This is a genomic window from Nocardia sp. NPDC005978 (assembly GCF_040614455.1).
GTDB lineage: Bacteria > Actinomycetota > Actinomycetes > Mycobacteriales > Mycobacteriaceae > Nocardia.
Genome location: NZ_JBEXUS010000033.1, coordinates 59,849 through 79,619 on the forward strand (window position 1 = coordinate 59,849; position 19,771 = coordinate 79,619).

Genomic DNA, 19,771 nt, shown 5'->3' on the forward strand with positions numbered 1-19,771 from the left:
GACCGGTGCACGTATTTCGTCCGGTATCTCGGATATGTCGCTTCAACTCGGGGTTTGCCGCGCGAGCTTTGCCGGAATCCGGTCGACTGTGATGAGCGCATCGCACCCCGACGGCCCGCGATGCGGTTTCGGATGGAACACTGGAAGGGTTATGACTGCCGCCCCCTTGCCCCTCGTGTTCGACGCCCCCCGCCGTGGCCTGCCGCCGCGGCACCTCGCCGATCTGGATTCGGCCGAACGCAAGGCGGCCGTGGAGGAGCTCGGGCTGCCCAAGTTCCGCGCCGATCAGATCGCGCGGCAGTACTACGGCCGGCTGGTCGCCGACCCCGCGCTGATGACAGATCTGCCCGAGGCGGTGCGCGCCAAGATCGGTGATGCGCTGTTCCCGCAGCTGCTGACCACCGTCCGGCACATCTCGTGCGACGACGGCACCACCCGCAAGACGCTGTGGAAGGCCGGTGACGGCACGCTGCTCGAGTCGGTGCTCATGCGCTATCCCGACCGCGCCACGCTGTGCATCTCCAGCCAGGCCGGCTGCGGTATGGCCTGCCCGTTCTGCGCGACCGGCCAGGCGGGCCTGACCCGCAACCTGTCCACGGCCGAGATCGTCGACCAGGTGCGCTCCGCGGCCGCCGCCCTGCGTGACGGCGAGGTCGCCGGTGGTCCCGGCCGCCTGTCGAACATCGTCTTCATGGGCATGGGCGAGCCGCTGGCCAACTACAAGCGCGTGGTGAACGCGGTCCGCCGGATCACCTCGCCCGCCCCGGACGGCCTGGGCATCTCCCAGCGCAACGTGGTGGTCTCGACGGTCGGCCTGGCCCCCGCGATCCGCAAACTCGCCGACGAGGATCTCTCGGTGACTCTGGCTGTGTCCCTGCACACTCCGGACGACGAGTTGCGAGACACGTTGGTGCCGGTCAACAATCGCTGGCCGGTCGCCGAAGTCCTCGATGCCGCACGGTATTACGCCGACAAGTCCGGCCGCCGGGTTTCGATCGAGTACGCCCTGATCCGCGACGTGAACGACCAGCCCTGGCGCGCGGACATGCTCGGCAAGAAGCTCCACAAGGCCCTCGGCTCCCGGGTCCACGTGAACGTGATCCCCCTGAACCCCACCCCCGGCTCGAAATGGGATGCCGCCCCCAAGCCGGTGGAACGCGAGTTCGTCCGCCGCGTGAACGAACAGGGCGTCCCCTGCACGGTCCGCGACACCCGCGGCCAGGAGATCGCCGCGGCCTGCGGCCAACTCGCGGCCGAAGGCTGAGTTCGGTTCGTTCACCGTTGGATTCGTGACCCGAGCGGTCCGAATCCAACGGCGATGCGTGCGAACGAATTACACCGGGACGATGGTGGCGACTATCTCGTGGATCGTGCCGTCGGGGATCCGGAACGTTTCGGTGATGTCGACCGTGGTCAGGGTTATGCCGGCTATGCCGGAATCCAGGAGGTAGCGGGCCGTTACCACGTCGCCGGACTCGGTCATGTGCAGGTCGCGGATCGTTTGGATGATTTTGTACTGGATGCCGTGTTCCAGGTCGTAGGCCAGTTGGGGGCCGGAGTAGCCGGTTTGCAGGCCCGCCTCTACGCGGGTTGCGTTGGGGGCGAAGGGGACATCGCGGGCGTCGTGGGAGACGAGGGCGTCGATGTAGGCGCGGCTGACCGCCTGGCGGGAAGTGTCGCCGGGGGTCGGGGCCGCGGTGGCGAGTCCCGGACCGAGGGCGAGGGTGGCTGCGGCCGTCACCGACATAACTGCAACCTGTTGTAATTTCATGCGCTGAATGCTGTCTCGAGACGCGCCCTCGTGCAATCGAAACGCGCGAAAAACCAAGCGGGTGGGTCGCCTTCGGCCTCCGGCTGGGGAGGCTCGCTTCCGGCGTCGTGCGAAAACACCGGGCCGCCTTCGGCATCCAGCTCGGAAGACACTCCGCTTCGGCCCAGGGCTCGGCCGACCCTCGGCCCCGGCCCGGGGCTCGGCGCCGGGCGCGGGGCGAGGTGCCGTACGCCCTGGAGCGCGCACGCACGGCACTCCGGTCACCGGCGGGCGCGTTCCAGGACCTCGTCTTCGGTCAGGGCGCTGGCGGGGTGGTGGCTCAGGCACATGGGGACCGTCAGTTTCGCGAAGCCCAGACCTTCGGTCGCGCCGTAGAAGCGGCCTGCCGACAGGCGTGAGATGTCTTCCACGTGACCGCCTTTGGCGCGGGCGAGCTCCTTGGCGGTCTGGATCTGGACCGAGGCGTTGAGGAGGCCGAAGAACTGGGTGGCTGCGTTGCCGGTGATCAGGTTGTGCAGGGCCTTGGGCGCCTGGGTCGCGAAGACCAGGCCGAGACCGTATTTGCGCGCCTGGGTGGCGAGCTTCAGGGTGCTCTCGGTGGAGGCCTTCGTCGCGTTCGAGGGCGCGAAGGTCTGGGCCTCGTCCAGCACCAGCAGGCCGCCGAGCGGGCGATCACCGGCCGGGTGGCGTTTGATCCAGGCGAACAGCGCCAATTCGAGTTGATTGACGAAGGTTTGGCGCTGTTCCTCGGTGGCCAGCCCGACACAGCTGATCACCGAGATCCGGGCTCGTTTCCCGGCGCTCGGGGTCAGCAGCACGCCCGGATCCAGGCGCTCCCCGGCCCCGCCGAAGACCGGATCGTTGACCATGGCCGCGTGCAGCTCGTCGGCCATGCCCTCGGCCAGTTTCACCGCGTTGCGGATCGTGCTGATCCCCTCGGGCAGATTCGCGAGCAGAGCCACGAACTCGCTCAGATCGGATCCACCGCGCCGGGCGAAGTAGGTGAGCGCCTCGGTCAGCACGGCCGTGCCGGTGCGCAGCTTCTGCGCGGTGAGCCCGGCCCGGGTGAGCAGGCCCGCCACCGAAGCGTCTATGGCCGTGCGGAATTCGTCGGGATCGTCGAGCACGTCGCCGAACTCGGGCAGCGGATTCAGCGCGAGCGGCCGCCCGGCTTCCCGCCGCGGCGTCCACACGATCACCTCGGTGCCGTCGAAATAGTCCGCGGCGCGTTCGGGATCGCGCGCACCCCAGGTCGCGGGCGGCGTCGGCCACCGATCGCCGAGCCGGGCCAGGTCGTTGTTGGTGTCGACCAGAATCGAGGAAACCCCGTGCAGCGCGGCCTCTTCGACGAGTCGGCGCAGCAGCACGGTCTTGCCGGACCCGCTGCCCGCGAAGACGGCCGTGTGTTTGCGCAATTGAACGAGCGGCACCCGGAACGCGGCCCCGGTGTCGACCCCGTGCCCGAGCAGAATCGACGGCGCGGCGTCCGCGTCCGTGGCCGCTCGCGCGCCTGCCGCAGCCGGCATTCGGGAATCACGCTCCGGCGCGAGGATTTCGATTCCCACCGCGCCGATTCCCACCGGCTCGCGAACCGTTGTACCGATACCGTTCACCGTGCCGGCCTCGGCGGCGCCCGCACCCCAACCGGCCCCGCCCGCACGTTCGCCCGCCGTCACACCCGCGTCGCCCCCACCCGACGCCATTCGCGAGTCGGCGAGCCCCGCCGACACCGCACCCAGCACCCGCCCCAGCAGCTGCGACCCGCTCGCGGGCCGCCGCGCCGCCAGCCACGCGAGAAATCCGGGCGTCGCGGCGGTGAGCATGGTCTCCAGCGCCGTGAACACGCGCAGGTCATCCTGCGACACCGGCAGCGCGAGCCCCTGCGCCGCTTCGAATTCCGCGACCGCGGCCCTGGTGGCCGGCCCCGGCGAGAACAAGGTGTTGCGCAGAATCACCAGGTGGCGCTTGGTGACCCCGGCCCCGATCCCGGCCTCCAGGCTCGCCGAGCGCAGGCGCGTCAGCACCGCGCGCGGATTGCTGTGCGCGATGGCCCGGAAGCTCCAGTGCTCCTCGTCCTCGGTGGCCTCGTCCAGGGTGCGCCGTAGTCGTGCGTGCAGCGCCTGCTGCACGATCGCGGGCGGGTCGACGGTGAACTGCTGCGCGGCGGCCCCCTGCTCGAGCACGAAGCAGCGCAGCGCGACGTTCAGCAGCGAGAACATCTGGCTGTCCTCGTATTTCGAGTCCAGCGGGCTGATCACGTCAGCTTCCGCGCGCAGTACGTCGAACCGCCGGTCCAGCGCGGCCAGATCCGCCGGATCCGCGACGATCGGCCCGGGTGGAGGCTGGCCGCCGTCCCCGAAATGCCGCAGCTCCCGGACCTCGTTCGCGGCCAGGCACTGTCGCACATGCTCCTCGACCTGCTGCAGCAGTCGCCGCGGGGTGTAGTCGGCGACCCCGCGGTCGTCGAACGCGCCCGGCAGCACCGGCCAGGTCGGATACGGCGGCTCGAAACCCGCTTCACCGTAGAGACTTCCGAGGTGCCGCTCAACGATCGCCGCCGCGACCCCGGCCGAGGGCATGGCGGTGGACAGTTCGAGCACGGTGAACCGATCGGCAGCCGAGTTCACGGCCCGGCCGGTGACGAGCTCCCACGACTTGGGAATGCAGGCGACCACTATGAGGGTGCGCGTGGTCTCCTCACGCAGCTGCATGAGCCCGTCCGCGAGCCGGTTCGCGAGCGTATCACCGGCGGCGGAGCCGGATTGCGCTATGACGCTGTCGATCTGGTCGACGGCGAGCACCACCGGCCCGGCGAGCGCGAAGAGCCGGGACACATCCCCGAATATCAACTGCGGCAGCCGGTTCGGCCGCCGGAACCCCCACTCGAGCCGATCTGCCTCCTCGATGCCGTCCTCCAGCGTCAGGAAGCTGAGCCCGATTTCCCGCGGGCTCCCTTTGGCTTTGAACAGCACCAGCGCCCGCAGGGTGTCCTGGCAGTGCAGCGCCACCTCCGGATGCGAGTCCGCCAGCCGCTCGACCAGTTCGTCGATATCGGCCCGGCTCACCTGCAGCATGCCGCGCAGCCGCATACTCGATTCCGGCCCGCACCCGGTGAGTTCGGCGAGCGCGCCCAGCATCCGTCCCAGCTGCCCGCCGTCCGAGCCCAGCAGCTGCGCGACGATCCCGTGCACAGCACCCGTCCAGAACGATTGCCCGTCTATCAGTTTCGGCATGAAGAACGCACCGCCCGCGGCCTGCACGTGCTGGCGCAGCCAGCCGAGCATGTGCGTCTTGCCGACCCCGCGTTCGCCGCTGAGCACCAGCCCGACCGGGGTGCTGTTGGGCCGGTTCCGGGCGGCGTCCACGCGGCGCGCGATCTCCCGCACCGCGTGCGGATGCAACCCGTCCACGTGGTAGTTGAGCGGACTCCACACCTCGTCGGGGCCCAGCACGCTGCCGAACTGGACAGAGGCGAGCGCGTGCTGCTGTTCCTCGTTCAACGGGCGGCCTCGATGGCGAGCAGATGTCGTGGCGTCCCGCCGAGCACGATCGCGTCGAGGCGGTCCTGCTCGGTCAGCGTCTTCTGATCCGCCTCGGCGCGCACGTGCACGCCGTCTCGGCGGGCCAGGGTCTCGAGCGCCCGGTCGACCTCGCCGCGCGTGAGTGTCCCGAGCCGGCTGCGCAGGACCGTCAACCGGACCGGGGTGCCCTTACCCCGGCTGATGTCGGCGTACGCCGTGGCGACCTGCCCCGCCAGATCCGGGACGAAGATATCGGCGAGTGCCTGCCCGGTCTCGTCGAGATGCCTGCGCAGACCGGCCAGTACGGCGTACAGCGTGCCGCCTGCCGTGCCCGATCGCGCGGGCCGGACGGCGGAGAGTTCGCGCGCGCACCACACCGCGCCGGCGTCGGTGAGCTCATGACTGAACGCCCGATTCACCTTTGTGCTGGTCACCAGGCCGAGTTCATTGAGCCGCACCCGGTTTCGGCCGTCCAGTTTGATTCCCGCGACAGCGAGGAGTTCGGCGTTGGTCAGCTCGCGCGCCTCGGCCAGCAATACGAGCAGGACGCATCGTTCGTTCAGCGTCAATCGCTCTTCGGACATATCAATCCCTGTCTGTGTCAACTTCTTCCGAGCCGCGTCGCGGGCGCTCACGCTGAATCCTCCTGCGCGCATCGCGATTCCGCGTCCGCATCCACGATATTTCCCGGCGCGGCACGCGGGCGGGCGGCATCGCCCTGCGCGGAATCCGCCGCGTCGGGCAGCCCGGGGCCACTCGCGCCCGCCGGCTGCCCGAACCGGGACCGACCGGCCGCTACGATCACACGAAGCGTTGACAGCAATCTCATGGCAACTCGAAGTGTTCGCGAATGACGACCGCCGACTGCGAAGGGAATCCGACGTGATGCTCGACGAGAACACCGCACCCGAGGTCCGCACCGCGAACGGGCGAGTGCGCGGCCGGGTGCGTGATCACGTCGCGACGTTCCGCGGCATTCCCTACGCCCAGCCGCCCACGGGCAGGTTGCGTTTCGCCGCGCCCGCGCCCGCGTCGCCCTGGGACGGCGTGCGCGAGGCCGCCGAATTCGGTTCCCCCGCACCGCAGGCCCAGATCATGAGCCCGGGTCCGGCGGGCAACCCGGAGACCACCGGCGACGACTGGCTCACCGTGAATGTATGGACTCCGCAACCGGATTCGGCGGCCCGGCTGCCGGTCATGGTCTGGATTCACGGCGGCGGCTGGATGTTCGGGCACGGCGGTGATCCCGCCTACGACGGCACGCTGCTCGCCCGGGAGGGCGGGGTGGTGCTGGTGACGTGCAACTACCGCCTCGGCATGGAGGGCTGGGCGCTGCTCGAGGGCGCTCCGGCCAATCGCGGGCTACTCGATCAGATCGCGGCCCTGGAATGGGTGCGCGAGAACATCTCCGGGTTCGGCGGCGACCCGCACAAGGTCACCGTCTTCGGGCAGTCGGCGGGTGCGGGGTCGGTCGCCGCCCTGCTGGCCGCCCCGCGTGCCCGCGGCCTGTTCCGCCGGGCGATCGCGGAAAGTGTGACGGGCAGCCTGCTGTCGCCGGAACTGGCCGCCGACATCAGCGGCGCCGTCGCCGCCGAACTGGGGCTGCGGCCCATCGTCACCGATCTCGCCGCGGTCGATCCGGAGTTTCTGGCCCGCACCGGCGACCTGGTCGCGGCGAGCCTGCCCGAGCGCGCCGAGCGCTGGGGCGCGTTCGCCTACAGTCCGTCGCCGTACTCGCCGGTCGTGGACGGTGCGGTGCTGCCGCGCTCGCCCTGGGAGGCCCTGGCCGCGGGCGCGGGCCGCGACATCGAACTGCTGACCGGCCATACCCGCGACGAGTTCCGCACCTTCGCCGCCGCCCGCCTGGGCAGCATCGGTGACGACGAGGCGGACACCGCGCTGTCCGCGCTGGCCCCGGAGCCCGGTGGCGCACCGGCCTTTCGCGCCGCCTATCCCGGCGCGACCGCCGAGGAGCTCTATCTGACCGTCACCTCCGACTGGCTCTTCCGCATGCCGAGCCTGCACCTGGCCGAATGTCAGAGCGCCGGCGGCGGCGCGGCCTACGTCTACGAGTTGACCTGGCGGTCCCCGGGTATGGGCGGGGCGCTCGGGGCGCCCCATATTCTCGACACCCCGCTGGTCTTCGGCACGTTCACCGCGGATCCGGCCCCCTTCCTGTTCGGTGACCCCCCGTCCCCGCGGGCTCGGACGCTGTCCGAGCTGGTCCGGGCGAGGTGGGCGGCGTTCGCCCGGGGCGGCGATCCGGGCTGGCCCGAATACGTGCCCCCGCGGCGGGTCACCCAGATCCTGGACAACGACCCGGTGGTGGTGGCCTATCCGGAGGACGCCTCGCGGCGCCTGTGGGAGCGGCATCGCTTCGATCAACTACCACTGGCTTCCATCTGGCAACAGGTGAGTGACTGAGAGCGGCCGAATCTCACTGTTGCTCGTGTGACTCGTGAGGCTGGGGTTCTCACATCGACGCGGAGTCGAGCCGTAAAGGAAGCGTAAGGGTGACCTCGGATGATGTTGATTTCGCTGTTTTATGATGCAAGTCACACGGCTGATTTCGGGAGAAAAAGAGACTGAAAGTTTGCTTTGGCGTGCGGGTTTCGGAACGAGTTACGTAGATCACTGTCCGTTTTGTACTCTTACGCAACTTTAAGTTACCTCTCAGCAACAAACGGTTGGAGACTTGTCCGTGGGTGCTCGAACGAGGACCTGCGCCCCACCGAGACGGGGGCGGCACCCGCGGGAGAAAGCACGAAGTCATATGAAGTTCAGCAAAGTCGCCGCCACGTCGGCCCTGGTCATCGCGGCCCTGGGTATTGCGAGTGGCACCTCTTACGCCGATACGGCTCCTGCCCCCTCGCCGGTCATCGGCTCGCTGCTCGACGGCGTGAACCAGGGCATCACTCAGGTCGCCCCCTCCATCGGCTGGAACGTCGCTCGTGAAGGCGATTCCATCGTGGTCACCACCACCGCCGGTTCGCTCAACACCGCCGACGGTCAGTTCCAGGTGCTGGACAACCAGGGCAACCTGGTCACCGCCCTGCCGCTGAGCTACACCCTCGCCGACGCCGAGTACCCGATCGACGCCGCCGTCGACGGCCTCCGCGCCACCCTGACCCCGCGCACCGACGCCGCCCGCCCGGTGGCCGACGGACTGCGCCACGACGTCGCGAACCAGGAAGCCTTCGACGACGCCATCTCCGCCGCCGCCACCCAGTTCGGCCTGGCCACCGCAATCGGAACCCTGGTCGGCACCATCGTCGGTGGCGCCGCCGGTTGTGTCATCGGTGGAATCGGTGGCATCGTGCTCGGCATCCCGATCCTGGACCTCGGTGGCGCGACCGGCATCGGTGGCTGCCTCGCGGGCGCGGCCATCGGCATCCCGCTGGGTGCCGCCGCCGGCCTCATCGTGACCGGCGTGCCGGCCGCGATCATCATCGGCATCGGCCTGGTGAACCGCCTGAACGATCCCGCGAACCAGTAGTCGCGGGTAGCACAACCCACAATCGGGCCGGGTCGCAGACAGCGACCCGGCCCGAAGTGCGTGTGGGTCCCGCGCGGTGAAACAGCCTGCGGGACCTGTGAATTCGTACTACCTAGCGCGGCTTGCGCTGCAGGAACGAGTCGCGGATCATGATGCCGGCCAGCAGCGCGGCGAACCCGACGAGGTAGATGTCCTCGACCTTGCCCTTGTGGTTGCCGATGATCATCGCGAGCAGGATGAACACGACGACCCACCCGGCGACGCGGAAGGTACGGCGCGATTCGCCGCTCCAGCCCCACGCGGCGGACGGAACCTCGGCGGTGTCGACCTTGGTGACGACTCCTGCGCTGTGGGTGGGTTCCAGTTCCGTGGCGGCCACTTTCGCTCCTAAGGGCTCGAATCCGATGCTGGCCCATATCGTGGCATACGACCCTGCGTCGTAGCCAGCAGGGTGGCGGCACGGCACGCCGTCTCCGGGGTGCGCGCCGAGCCGGGGTGGGGGACAGCGCCGATCGGGACAGGGGACAATGGGCGCGTGTCCGACGTTGTGAAGGTTCTGCTGCTGGGCAGCACGGGTTCGATCGGTACCCAGGCGCTGGAGGTGATCGCCGCCAACCCCGACCGTTTCGAGGTGGTCGGCCTGGCCGCGCGCGGGGGCAATGCCGAACTGCTGGCGCAGCAGATAGCCGCCACGGGCACCACCAATGTGGCGGTCGCGGACGAAGCCGCCGCCGCGAAGCTCGGTGTGCCGCTGGCCGGTCCGGACGCCGCCACCGAACTGGTCCGCCGCACCGACGCCGACGTGGTGCTCAACGCGCTGGTCGGCTCGCTCGGGCTCGAACCCACCCTGGCCACCCTGGAATCCGGGCGGCGACTGGCGCTGGCCAACAAGGAATCCCTGGTCGCGGGCGGCTCGCTGGTGACCCGTGCCGCGCGGCCCGGTCAGATCGTGCCGGTCGACTCCGAACATTCGGCGCTCGCGCAGTGCCTGCGCGGCGGCCGCGCCGACGAGGTCGCCAAACTGGTGCTCACCGCCTCGGGCGGCCCGTTCCGGGGCTGGACCGCCGAGATGCTGGAATCGGTGAATCCCGATGAGGCCAAGGCGCATCCGACCTGGTCCATGGGATTGATGAACACCCTGAACTCGGCGTCCCTGGTGAACAAGGGCCTCGAACTCATCGAGACCCACCTGCTGTTCGGCGTCGCCTACGACGACATCGACGTGACCGTGCACCCGCAGTCGATCGTGCACTCCATGGTCACCTTCCGCGACGGCTCGACCCTGGCCCAGGCCAGCCCGCCGGATATGAAGCTGCCCATCGCGCTGGCGCTGGGCTGGCCGGACCGGGTGCCCGGCGCGGCCGCCGCCTGCGATTTCTCCACCGCGTCGACCTGGACCTTCGAACCGGTCGACAACGAGGTCTTCCCCGCCGTCGAGCTGGCCCGGCAGGCCGGCAAGGCCGGCGGCTGCGTGACCGCGGTCTACAACGCCGCCAACGAGATCGCGGTGCAGGCCTTCCTCGACGGGCTCATCCGCTTCCCGGACATCGTGCGAACCGTACAGCGGGTCGTGGAGTCCGCCGACCGCTGGAGCTCGGAACCCAGTACTTTGGACGAGGTGCTCGCGGCTGACTCGTGGGCGCGAGAGACCGCGCGCACGCTCGTGCGCGGCTGACTGCAGAAGGGTTCGACTACCGCATGGTCTACGCGATCGGCTTCGCACTGTTCGCCCTCGGTATCACCGTGTCGGTCGCGCTGCACGAATGCGGCCACATGTGGGCGGCACAGGCCACCGGTATGAAGGTGCGCCGCTACTTCATCGGCTTCGGCCCGAAGGTGTTCTCGTTTCAGCGCGGTGAGACCGAATACGGCCTGAAAGCGCTGCCGCTGGGCGGTTTCTGCGATATCGCGGGCATGACCGCCCTGGACGAGCTCGAACCCGAGGAACTCGACCGGGCCATGTACCGGCAGAAGACGTGGAAGCGGCTGCTCGTCATGTTCGGCGGCATCCTGATGAACTTCCTGCTCGGCTTCCTGCTGATCATGCTGCTGGCCGTGGTGTGGGGGCTGCCGCGTTTCGATCAGCCCCCGGCCACCCAGCTCGGCGCGCTCAGCTGCGTCTCGAGTCAGGGCCCGGATCAGAAGGTCATCCCGTGCAGCGGCGAGGGCCCGGCGCAGAAGGCCGGACTCCAGCGCGGCGACATCGTGACCGCTGTCAACGGCACCTCGATCAAGACCTGGCAGGAGTTCCGCGACCAGACCGAGAAGCAGACCGGCCCCTTCACCTACACCGTCGAACGCGACGACGAAAAGCTCACCGTCACCGTCACCCCGGAACAGGCCGCGACCTATCCGGTCAAGGACGGGCCGGTCAAGATGGTCTCCAAAGTCGGTGTCGGCCAGGACTTCTACGGTCCGGTGAAGTACAACTTCTTCGCCGCCATCCCGGCCTCGGCCGCCTTCACCGGCGAGATCGGGCTGCGTACGCTGCAGTCACTGGCGCAGATGCCCGCCAAGGTCGCCGACCTCTGGGAGGCCGTCACCGGCGGTGAGCGCGACCCCGAGACCCCGGTCTCGGTGTACGGCGCCTCCAAGATCGGCGGCGAGACCGCCGAACGCGGTATCTGGAGCCTGTTCGTGCTGACCCTGGCCAGCCTGAACTTCTTCCTGGGCGTGTTCAACCTGCTGCCGCTGCTGCCTCTGGACGGCGGGCACATCGCGGTCGTGATCTACGAGAAGCTGCGCAACCTGTTCCGCAATCGCAAGGGTCTGCCCGACGGCCCGCCGGTCGACTACATGAAGCTGTTGCCGGCGACCTACGTGGTCGTCGTGCTCGGCGGCGCGTACATGATCCTGACCCTGGCCGCGGACATCATGAACCCCATCAAGCTCTTCCCCTGACCCCGCCCGGCCGCCGACATTTCGATCTTGTCGGCGGCTGTCGGTAGATTCGAACCGGGGCTGCCATGGCCCGGGTACGGGGCGGGCTGGCCCGAAGTTCCTGGCGCGATGCGTGTCTCGACCGATATCGCGCGATGAAGGAACGGGTGTTGCGTCGTGGAGTTGACGCGTGGGGCGAATGCGGCCGTCGCCGCGCCCGCGGTATCGCTGGTGCTGGAATGGAATTCGGATCGGGGACTCGATCCGCAGGCGCTGCTGCTGGCCGATACCGGCAAGATCAGGTCCAATGCCGACTTCGTCTTCTTCAACGCCCCCGCGCACCCCTCGGGAACCGTTGCGCTGTCCGAGGTTACGGCGCGCCGGGCCACCCTGCGCCTGACGCTGGCGGACATCGAGGCGACTGTGGATCGGGTTGTCATCGCGGGCTCGGTCGACGAGGGTTCGTTCGGTGACATCGAGGGCTTGATCCTCACCGTGCGCCATCCCGGCGGCCGCCTGCTGCGCTACGCGGTGCGCGGCACCGGCCGGGAGACCGCCATGGTGCTCGGAGAGTTCTACCGCCGCAACGGCGAATGGAAGTTCCGGGCCGTGGGGCAGGGCTGGGACAGCGGATTGCGCGGACTGGCGGAACAATTCGGTGTCGAGGTCGACGACGAACCGGAGTCGACGCCCGAGCCCGAGCCCACCCCGCCCCCGCTCACCCGCTCGGCGCCACCCGCCGCATCCGCCCGATCTGCGTCGCCCACACCCGCGCCCACCCCGCAGGCGTCGCCCACACCCGCGCCCACACGGTCGGCCGCATCGGCACCCGCCGCGCCGGAGCCCGCCCCGACACAACCCGCCCCGACACAACCCGCCCCGGCCCCGGCATCCGAGCCCGCCGCCGCACGGCGCCTGGCTCCCACGCTCCCCGCGCAACCCCGCGTCCCCGTGCCCGACATGCCGGCCGCCTGGTACGCCGTCCCCGCCGATCCGAGCCGCCTGCGCTGGTGGAACGGCAGCGGCTGGACCGGGGAGTACCGGCCCGCCCACCCCGCGAACGATCCCGCGACCTGCCCGCGCTGCGGCCGCCCCCGGCACGTGCAGCGCTTCGGCCCGCCGAGCGCGTGCCGTTGGTGCGAGAGCGAGGTCGGCAGGATCCTGGAGTCCTGGCGCGAACGGGTCTGGCAGGTGCTGGCCACCACCGGCCCGAGCGGACCGGCGTGGGACGAACTCTGGATCCTGTTGCGCCACGATCTGATCAGCGAGGGCACCGGCCGCGAAGCCCTGCGCCCGCTCGCCCTCGCGCACCTGGAACGGGTGGTGGCCTTCGCCTTCGCCGACGGCGAGATCGAACAGGACGAGCTCGCCGATTTCGAGCGCACGATCGAGATCCTGCGCGCGAGCACCGATCTGAGCGCCGCGCACCGCCACATCGAGGGCCTGCGCCGGCGCATGCTGCGCGGTCGCGGGCTGACCCAGGTGAAAGTCGGCGACCTGCCCCACATCGAGCGCCCCGACCTGCATCTGGAATCGGACGAGCTGCTCTATCTCGACGTCAACGGCACCCGCATCAAGTATCTGGCCAACGGCCCCAAGCACTTTCCGGGCCGTCTGATCGGCAGCAGCAAGAAGCTGCGCTTCGTCGGCCAGGGCGCGGGCGCCGAATTGTCCTGGGCCAAAATCGTTTCCGTCCGCCACGAGTACGACACCGTCGTCATCGAGGCCACCACCACGCGCGGCGGCGGCACCTACCACGTGCCCGACGCCGAGTACGTGGCCGCGGTCCTGGAGGGCGCGTTGCGGGTGGCCAAGCGCCTGGTCCTGGCTCCCGGCCGGCGCGATACGCGCGCCGTCCCGCAGGACGTGAAATCCCGGGTCTGGCAGCGCGACGGCGGCAAGTGCGTCCAGTGCGGGGACAAGCAGTACCTCGAGTTCGACCACATCATCCCGTGGAGCCAGGGCGGGGCCACCAGCGTCGACAACCTCCAGATCTTGTGCCGCGGGTGCAACGGGCGCAAGGGCGCCCGCATCTGAGTTCGGCCGCGACTCGGCCGGGCAGTGCTTCGGTGCGCGGCCCTAGCGCTGTTCGGCCGACGCCGTGTTCAGCAGTTGTCTGCACAGCCGGTCGGCCTGCCGGGTGGTCTCGGGCTGGCGGAACTCGGGGGTCAGGGCGAGAACCTGGTCACACGCGGTGTCCAGGTCCACCAGGTGCCCGATCGAGACGAACACCGGTTTGACCCCCGTCCGGGTGCGCAGCGCGCGGCCCACGGGGTCGCCGTCGATGGTGATCTCCGAGTACGACCCGCGCTCGGCCCCCGGTTCCGCGTACTCGCCCCACGCGTTCTTGGCCACCCCCAGCGTGGGTATGCCGGTGAGCAGTCCGATGTGGCAGGCGAAGCCGAAGCGCCGGGGGTGGGCCAGCCCCTGGCTATCGCAGACGATGAGATCCGGTGCGGCGGAGAGGTTCTCGAACGCGGCCAGGGTGGTCGGCAGCTCCCGGAAGGCCAGCAGGCCCGGTACGTAGGGGAAATCGGTGGTCCCCCGGGCGGTGGCGGTCTCGAGCGTCGTCAGCGATCCGGCCGCGAGCACCACGATGGCGGCGGCGACGTTGCCCGCGTCGTCGTACGCCGAGTCAAGCCCCGCTATCGTCTCGAATTTCGGCGGTCGCGGGTTCTCGGCGATCACCAGCGTGCGCAACCGATCTTGAAGGGCGATGGCCTCGGCCGGTGTCGCAGGCCAGGGATCAATGTTCGCTACCTTCACATTTCGCACCGTATACCTTCGCGCCATCTGCAACGAATAAGAAGGGTAGGCCCCGGGCCGACTCCGAGCGGGCCGTCCGGCGCAGGTAGCCTTGTCGCCGCCGTCACAGGGCGACCGGTATCCGCGCGTCGGTAAGCTCGGGATCGGAACGGGTGAGCACAAGACGAAAGTAGGCAGCTGATCGTGAGCAGTGCCATCACACTGGGGATGCCGTCCGCACCGGCGGCCGTCCTCGCCCCCCGGCGCAAGACCCGCCAGTTGATGGTGGGCAAGGTCGGCGTCGGCAGTGATTCCCCGATCTCGGTGCAGTCGATGACCACCACCAAGACCCATGACATCAACGCGACGCTGCAGCAGATCGCCGAGCTGACCGCGTCGGGCTGCGACATCGTGCGCGTGGCCTGCCCGCGTCAGGAGGACGCGGACGCCCTGCCGATGATCGCCAAGAAGTCCGGCATCCCGGTCATCGCCGACATCCACTTCCAGCCCAAGTACATCTTCGCCGCCATCGACGCCGGCTGTGCCGCGGTGCGCGTGAACCCGGGCAACATCAAGGAGTTCGACGGCCGCGTCAAGGAGGTCGCCAAGGCCGCCGGCGCCGCGGGCATCCCCATTCGCATCGGTGTGAACGCCGGATCGCTCGACAAGCGCATGCTCGAGAAGTACGGCAAGGCCACCCCCGAGGCGCTGGTGGAATCCGCGCTGTGGGAGGCGGGTCTGTTCGAGGAGCACGGCTTCGGCGACATCAAGATCTCGGTCAAGCACAACGACCCCGTGGTCATGGTGGAGGCGTACCGCCAGCTCGCCGCGGCCTGCGATTACCCGCTGCACCTGGGCGTCACCGAGGCCGGTCCCGCGTTCCAGGGCACCATCAAGTCCGCGGTGGCCTTCGGCGCGCTGCTATCGGAGGGCATCGGCGACACCATCCGCGTCTCGCTCTCGGCGCCGCCGGCCGAGGAGATCAAGGTCGGCGACCGCATCCTGCAGTCGCTGAACCTGCGCCCGCGCAAGCTCGAGATCGTCTCGTGCCCGTCCTGCGGTCGCGCGCAGGTCGACGTCTACACCCTGGCCGAGCAGGTCACCGCCGGGCTGGACGGCTTGGAAGTGCCGCTGCGCGTGGCCGTCATGGGCTGCGTGGTGAACGGTCCCGGCGAGGCCCGCGAGGCCGACCTGGGCGTCGCTTCGGGCAACGGCCGCGGTCAGATCTTCGTCAAGGGCGAGGTCATCAAGACCGTGCCCGAGCATCTCATCGTCGAGACCCTCATCGAAGAGGCCATGCGCATCGCGGAGGAGATGGGTGACAGCGAAGGCACCGGCTCCCCGGTGGTCACCGCCGGGTAAAACGCAGGTCAACTGGCGGGCGCGGCCAATAGTCGGGCACATCGCCGCAAGTTCTGGCAGGCTGTGAACGTGCGGAGTGTGCTGGAGCCGACGCGCCGGCCCAAATCGTCCGGTGCCCGTCAGCTCGCGAACCGCGATCTGACGCAAGTTCTACGTGTCCTGGATACCGATCCGGTCGCCAGCTGTATGGTGGCCGCCCGGTTGCAGGAGTGTGGCCTCGATACCCGGGGCGTGTACGGCGAGCTGTGGAGCCGTGGCGGCCCCGGGGATTCGCTGTGCTTCTCCGGGGCCAATCTGGTGCCGTTGCGCGGTACCAGGGCCGATCTGCGGGCTTTCGCCGAGCGGGCGGTCCGGGGTCCGCGGGTGTGTTCCTCGGTGGTGGGCCGGCGCGAGCTGGCCCTGCCGCTGTGGGAGCTGCTGGCCGATCACTGGGGTCCCGCCCGCGAGTTACGCGCGGACCAGCCGCTGCTGGCGCTCGAGCGCACGGCGGGTGTCGCCCCGGATCTGCGGGTGCGCCGCGTGCGGCCCGAGGAGATCGATCGCTACCTGGTGGCCGCGGTCGCGATGTTCACCGAGGAGATCGGGGTGGATCCGCGCGCCGGTGACGGCGGCCGGGGTTATCGCCGCCGGGTGGCCGGTCTCATCGAATCCGGGCGCGCCTGGGCGCGTTTCGAGGACGGCGAGGTGGTGTTCAAGGCAGAGGTGGGCGCGCTCTCGCGGCGCACCGGCCAGATCCAGGGCGTCTGGGTGCATCCGGATCGGCGCGGCACCGGGGTCGGCACCGCGGGCACCGCGGCGGTCGCCAATGTGGTGGTGGCCTCGGGCCGGACCGCCAGCCTGTACGTGAACTGCTACAACGAGGGCGCGCGTGCGGCCTACAAGAAGGTCGGCTTCCGCCAGATCGCAACTTTCGCCACGGTGCTGCTGGACTAGTCGATTTCCTGTGAGTACGGCGTGAAATCCGTTCTCGCTCAGTGTGTCGCGCCGGTTTGCCAATAGTTGGCTCTACGATCTGTGCCGATGTCAACTCGGTTCTCTTCGTCGCGGCGGTTCCCCCTGCTGACCACCCTGCTGACCGTCACCGCCGTGACGGTGGCCGCGGTCGGCTGCGCCTCCGGGCCGCAGGGCCCGGCCCAGACCGCCGACGCCTTCCTGTCCGCGTTCGCGGACAAGGATGTGCAGGCCGCCGCCGATCTCACCAACCTGCCCGAAAAAGCCGCTCCCGCACTGTCTTCCGCGTGGGATCAGCTGCAGGCAGAAGAGTTGATCGCGCATTCGGAGCCGCCGCGCGTCACCGGCGACACCGCGACCGTGGACTACACCTACGAATGGCATCTGCCCAAGAACCGCGTCTGGACCTACAGCGGGCAATTGCAGATGGGCCGCAGCGAAGGCGCCTGGGCGGTGCGCTGGAACTCGGCCAATATCCATCCGCAACTGGGCAATACCCAGACCCTCCAGCTGCGCGGCCTGCCCGCGCCCAAGGCCAGGGTGAACGAGCGCTCGGGCTCGGACGTGCTGGTGCCCGGCCCGATCTACCGGATCTTCTTCGACCGCAAGGGCACCGCCGATCCGGTGGGGGTGGCCAATTCGCTCGCCATCGCGCTGCGGCAGTTCGACGAGCGCCTCACCCCGCTCTCGGTGCTCACCGCCGCCCGCAGGGCCGAGGGCAAGTTCACCGTGATCACGCTCTCGGAGTGGGAGTACAACGAGGTCAGCGGCGATCTGGCGAACCTGCGCGGTGTCAGCTACGACAAGCAGTGGGACATGGTCCCCACCGATCGGCGCTTCGCGCCCGATCTGCTGACCCAGATCCGCAAGACCGTGATCGACGAGGTGGACGGCAAGGCCGGGTGGGCGGTGCTCACGGTCAACGCCAACGGCGCCGACGTGGATGTGCTGACCGAGGTGGAACCGCAGGCGTCGCCGTCGTTCTCGCTCAGCGTCGACCGCTACATCCAGAACGCCGCACAGCGCGCGGTGGACCTGCGCCAGGAGCAGGCCATGATGGTCGTGATGCAGCCCTCCACGGGCGCGATTCTGGCCATCGCCCAGAACGCGGCCGCCGATGCCGACGGTCCGGTCGCGGCATCGGGCCTGTACCCGCCGGGCTCGACCTTCAAGACGGTGACCGCGGCGGCCGCCATGTCCGCGGGCCTGGCCGATCCGGAGACCGTGGTCCCGTGCCCGAGCACGATCATCGTGGGGGACCGGACGATTCCGAACTACAACCTCTTCACGGTCGGCGACGTGCCCATGTGGCAGGCGTACGAACGCTCCTGCAACACCGCGTTCGCCAAGATCGCCTCCGAACTCGGCGGGCAGGATCTGCGCACGGCGGCGGCCGCGCTGGGGGTGGGACCGGACTACGCGGTGGTCGGCCTGCCCACCGTGTCGGGCTCGGTGCCCGAGTCCGATGAGCTGGTGCAGCGCGCGGAGGACGGCATCGGGCAGGGCAAGGTGCTGATGAGCCCGTTCGGGCTGGCCATGGTGGCCGCGACCATCGCGCACGGCACGACCCCGGTGCCCTATCTGATTTCGGGGCATCCCACGCAGATCACCGGCGATCGCACGCAGCTCGCGCCCGAGGTGGTGGACGGGTTGCGCCTGATGATGCGCCGGGTGGTGCTCGGCGGGACCGCCGAACGCATCCGCGATCAGGGTGAGGTGTACGGCAAGACCGGTGAGGCCGAGGTGGACGGCGGATCGCACGCCTGGTTCGTGGGCTATCGCGGCGATATGGCCTTCGCCACGCTGGTGGTGCGCGGCGGCAGTTCGGATAACGCGGTGGCGGTGACCCGGGACATGCTCACGGCGTTGCCAGCGGGATATTGAGGGACTCGGATTCGACGCGGATGATCAGCGGTCGGCGGGCACGGTACGAGCGGTGAGCTTGCAGGCGTCGGGTTCGATGTTGCCGTTGACGGTGTCGGAGACGAAACGCTGCTGTGCCAGGGTTCTCGCGGGCGGGCCGACGGTGGAGGCATCGCCCAGGATTTCGGTGACGCCGGCGCCGGCGAGGATCATGCCCGCGGTGGTGAGTAGTAGAAGAGCCGAACGCTTCATAGCCCACTCCCTATGTTTTGGGGATGAGTCGGGAGACCCGGAACGGTCTGTCTCGGATTACCTGTGCTCATGAGTGTTGGCTGATTGTTTGCCAACGCAAGGAACGGTAATCGGGCAGACATATGCGGGGCAACCCATTGGTGTGATCCCGCACACTTGTGAACGAATCGTGGTGCGGGTCACCAGGGCGAACGTGTTCGGCCACGCCGGACCGTTATCGAATTGTCGCGATGCACCGACCGGTTGCCCGGGATCGATGCGCGACGGGTGGGGCGGGTGTGGTCAGCTCGGGCGGTGCATCCTCAGTTCTGGCGGTGCATCGTCGCGGCGAGGTGATGCTGCAGCGGCTGTTCCACCGCGGCCATGCGCAGGGTGTAGCTGAGGGTGTCGCCGGTCAGGGTGATGGTGCGGCCCAGTGCCGTCACCGATTTGGCGCTGCTGCTGCGCCCGATGGAGGTGGAGTCCAACTCGATGCGCATGCCCGAGTCGTCGGTGACGAGCTTGCCTTCGCAGATCTCGGTGATGCCGGTGGGGTGCGCCAGGATCAGTTCGACCCGGTCGCCGCCGATGGCCCGCAGGTACCCCGTCTCGCTGTGCATGGGCCGCCCGTCGTCCGCGGCGCGGGTGCGCTGCCGGTAGGTCAGGAACGGCCGGCCGACATGACCGAAATGCACCTCCTCGAGGTATTCGAAGGAGGAGATGGTCGGATACTCGCCCTGGCCGCGGCCGCGCCAGCTGCCCAGCAGCGGGGCCAGATGCGCGATGGCGGGATGGGGTTCGACGGGGGTCTGGGGTTCGAGCACGGCGGCCAGCATAGTGGGCCGCGCGCCGGCCCGAAGCGGGGGGGGGGGGGGGCGGGGCCGGGCGGGGCGGTGGTGGGGCTTATAAAGGGTGTTGGTGGGGGGGGGGGGGGGGGGTGTGGGGGGGCGG

The 19,771-nt window shown here is 69.3% G+C and carries 16 protein-coding genes; 9 read left to right on the forward strand and 7 right to left on the reverse strand.

Going from position 1 to position 19,771, the window contains the following annotated elements:
* Positions 1-151 precede the first annotated feature (151 nt).
* Positions 152-1,264 carry a 23S rRNA (adenine(2503)-C(2))-methyltransferase RlmN gene (gene rlmN, locus ABZ319_RS17445; protein ID WP_354987430.1) on the forward strand — a complete coding sequence of 371 codons (1,113 nt, stop codon included), beginning with the start codon at positions 152-154 and terminating at the stop codon, positions 1,262-1,264.
* A gap of 69 nt (positions 1,265-1,333) precedes the next feature.
* On the opposite strand, the gene ABZ319_RS17450 is transcribed toward rlmN, so the two are convergent.
* The 3 genes from ABZ319_RS17450 to ABZ319_RS17460 form a co-directional block, all read right to left on the reverse strand.
* Positions 1,334-1,747 (reverse strand): hypothetical protein, encoded by a 414-nt coding sequence (locus ABZ319_RS17450; protein ID WP_354987431.1) that lies wholly within the window; start codon positions 1,745-1,747, stop codon positions 1,334-1,336.
* Between the two features lie 284 nt (positions 1,748-2,031).
* A complete protein-coding gene (locus tag ABZ319_RS17455; RefSeq protein ID WP_354987432.1) occupies positions 2,032-5,271 on the reverse strand; it encodes a DUF87 domain-containing protein in 3,240 nt (1,079 codons plus the stop codon).
* Positions 5,268-5,876 (reverse strand): hypothetical protein, encoded by a 609-nt coding sequence (locus tag ABZ319_RS17460; protein WP_354987433.1) that lies wholly within the window; start codon positions 5,874-5,876, stop codon positions 5,268-5,270. The genes ABZ319_RS17455 and ABZ319_RS17460 overlap by 4 nt, the downstream gene beginning before the upstream one ends.
* A gap of 301 nt (positions 5,877-6,177) precedes the next feature.
* On the opposite strand from ABZ319_RS17460, the gene ABZ319_RS17465 reads away from it, so the two are divergent.
* Both ABZ319_RS17465 and ABZ319_RS17470 read left to right on the forward strand, forming a co-directional pair.
* Positions 6,178-7,716 carry a carboxylesterase family protein gene (locus ABZ319_RS17465; protein ID WP_354987449.1) on the forward strand — a complete coding sequence of 513 codons (1,539 nt, stop codon included), beginning with the start codon at positions 6,178-6,180 and terminating at the stop codon, positions 7,714-7,716.
* A 349-nt stretch (positions 7,717-8,065) separates the two neighbouring features.
* Entirely contained in the window at positions 8,066-8,788 is a 723-nt protein-coding gene (locus ABZ319_RS17470; RefSeq protein ID WP_354987434.1) for a hypothetical protein, read from the forward strand.
* A gap of 112 nt (positions 8,789-8,900) precedes the next feature.
* Here the strand turns inward: ABZ319_RS17470 and ABZ319_RS17475 are convergent, their stop codons facing one another.
* Positions 8,901-9,167 carry a DUF2631 domain-containing protein gene (locus tag ABZ319_RS17475; RefSeq protein WP_354987435.1) on the reverse strand — a complete coding sequence of 89 codons (267 nt, stop codon included), beginning with the start codon at positions 9,165-9,167 and terminating at the stop codon, positions 8,901-8,903.
* 156 nt (positions 9,168-9,323) lie between these two features.
* Between ABZ319_RS17475 and dxr the strand changes: the two genes are divergently transcribed.
* The 3 genes from dxr (at position 9,324) to ABZ319_RS17490 (ending at position 13,705) form a co-directional block, all read left to right on the forward strand.
* Positions 9,324-10,463, forward strand: a complete 1,140-nt coding sequence (dxr, locus tag ABZ319_RS17480) for a 1-deoxy-D-xylulose-5-phosphate reductoisomerase (RefSeq protein ID WP_354987436.1) — start codon at positions 9,324-9,326, stop codon at positions 10,461-10,463.
* A gap of 23 nt (positions 10,464-10,486) precedes the next feature.
* Positions 10,487-11,689, forward strand: coding sequence for a M50 family metallopeptidase (locus ABZ319_RS17485; RefSeq protein WP_354987437.1), 1,203 nt, complete (start codon positions 10,487-10,489; stop codon positions 11,687-11,689).
* Positions 11,690-11,845: 156 nt separating this feature from the next.
* Positions 11,846-13,705, forward strand: coding sequence for a TerD family protein (locus tag ABZ319_RS17490; RefSeq protein ID WP_354987438.1), 1,860 nt, complete (start codon positions 11,846-11,848; stop codon positions 13,703-13,705).
* Between the two features lie 42 nt (positions 13,706-13,747).
* Here the strand turns inward: ABZ319_RS17490 and ABZ319_RS17495 are convergent, their stop codons facing one another.
* Positions 13,748-14,434 carry an endonuclease V gene (locus ABZ319_RS17495; RefSeq protein WP_354987439.1) on the reverse strand — a complete coding sequence of 229 codons (687 nt, stop codon included), beginning with the start codon at positions 14,432-14,434 and terminating at the stop codon, positions 13,748-13,750.
* A gap of 207 nt (positions 14,435-14,641) precedes the next feature.
* On the opposite strand from ABZ319_RS17495, the gene ispG reads away from it, so the two are divergent.
* The 3 genes from ispG (at position 14,642) to ABZ319_RS17510 (ending at position 18,610) form a co-directional block, all read left to right on the forward strand.
* The gene (gene ispG, locus ABZ319_RS17500) at positions 14,642-15,775 is read left to right on the forward strand and encodes a flavodoxin-dependent (E)-4-hydroxy-3-methylbut-2-enyl-diphosphate synthase (protein WP_354987450.1); all 1,134 of its coding nucleotides are present in this window, start codon (positions 14,642-14,644) and stop codon (positions 15,773-15,775) included.
* 69 nt (positions 15,776-15,844) lie between these two features.
* Positions 15,845-16,708 carry a GNAT family N-acetyltransferase gene (locus ABZ319_RS17505; protein ID WP_354987440.1) on the forward strand — a complete coding sequence of 288 codons (864 nt, stop codon included), beginning with the start codon at positions 15,845-15,847 and terminating at the stop codon, positions 16,706-16,708.
* Between the two features lie 87 nt (positions 16,709-16,795).
* A complete protein-coding gene (locus ABZ319_RS17510) occupies positions 16,796-18,610 on the forward strand; it encodes a penicillin-binding transpeptidase domain-containing protein (RefSeq protein ID WP_354987441.1) in 1,815 nt (604 codons plus the stop codon).
* 24 nt (positions 18,611-18,634) lie between these two features.
* Here the strand turns inward: ABZ319_RS17510 and ABZ319_RS17515 are convergent, their stop codons facing one another.
* Positions 18,635-18,841: a hypothetical protein gene (locus ABZ319_RS17515; protein ID WP_354987442.1), complete on the reverse strand. Its 207-nt coding sequence runs from the start codon at positions 18,839-18,841 to the stop codon at positions 18,635-18,637.
* A gap of 302 nt (positions 18,842-19,143) precedes the next feature.
* Positions 19,144-19,656 carry a peroxynitrite isomerase gene (locus ABZ319_RS17520; protein WP_354987443.1) on the reverse strand — a complete coding sequence of 171 codons (513 nt, stop codon included), beginning with the start codon at positions 19,654-19,656 and terminating at the stop codon, positions 19,144-19,146.
* Positions 19,657-19,771: the final 115 nt, after the last annotated feature.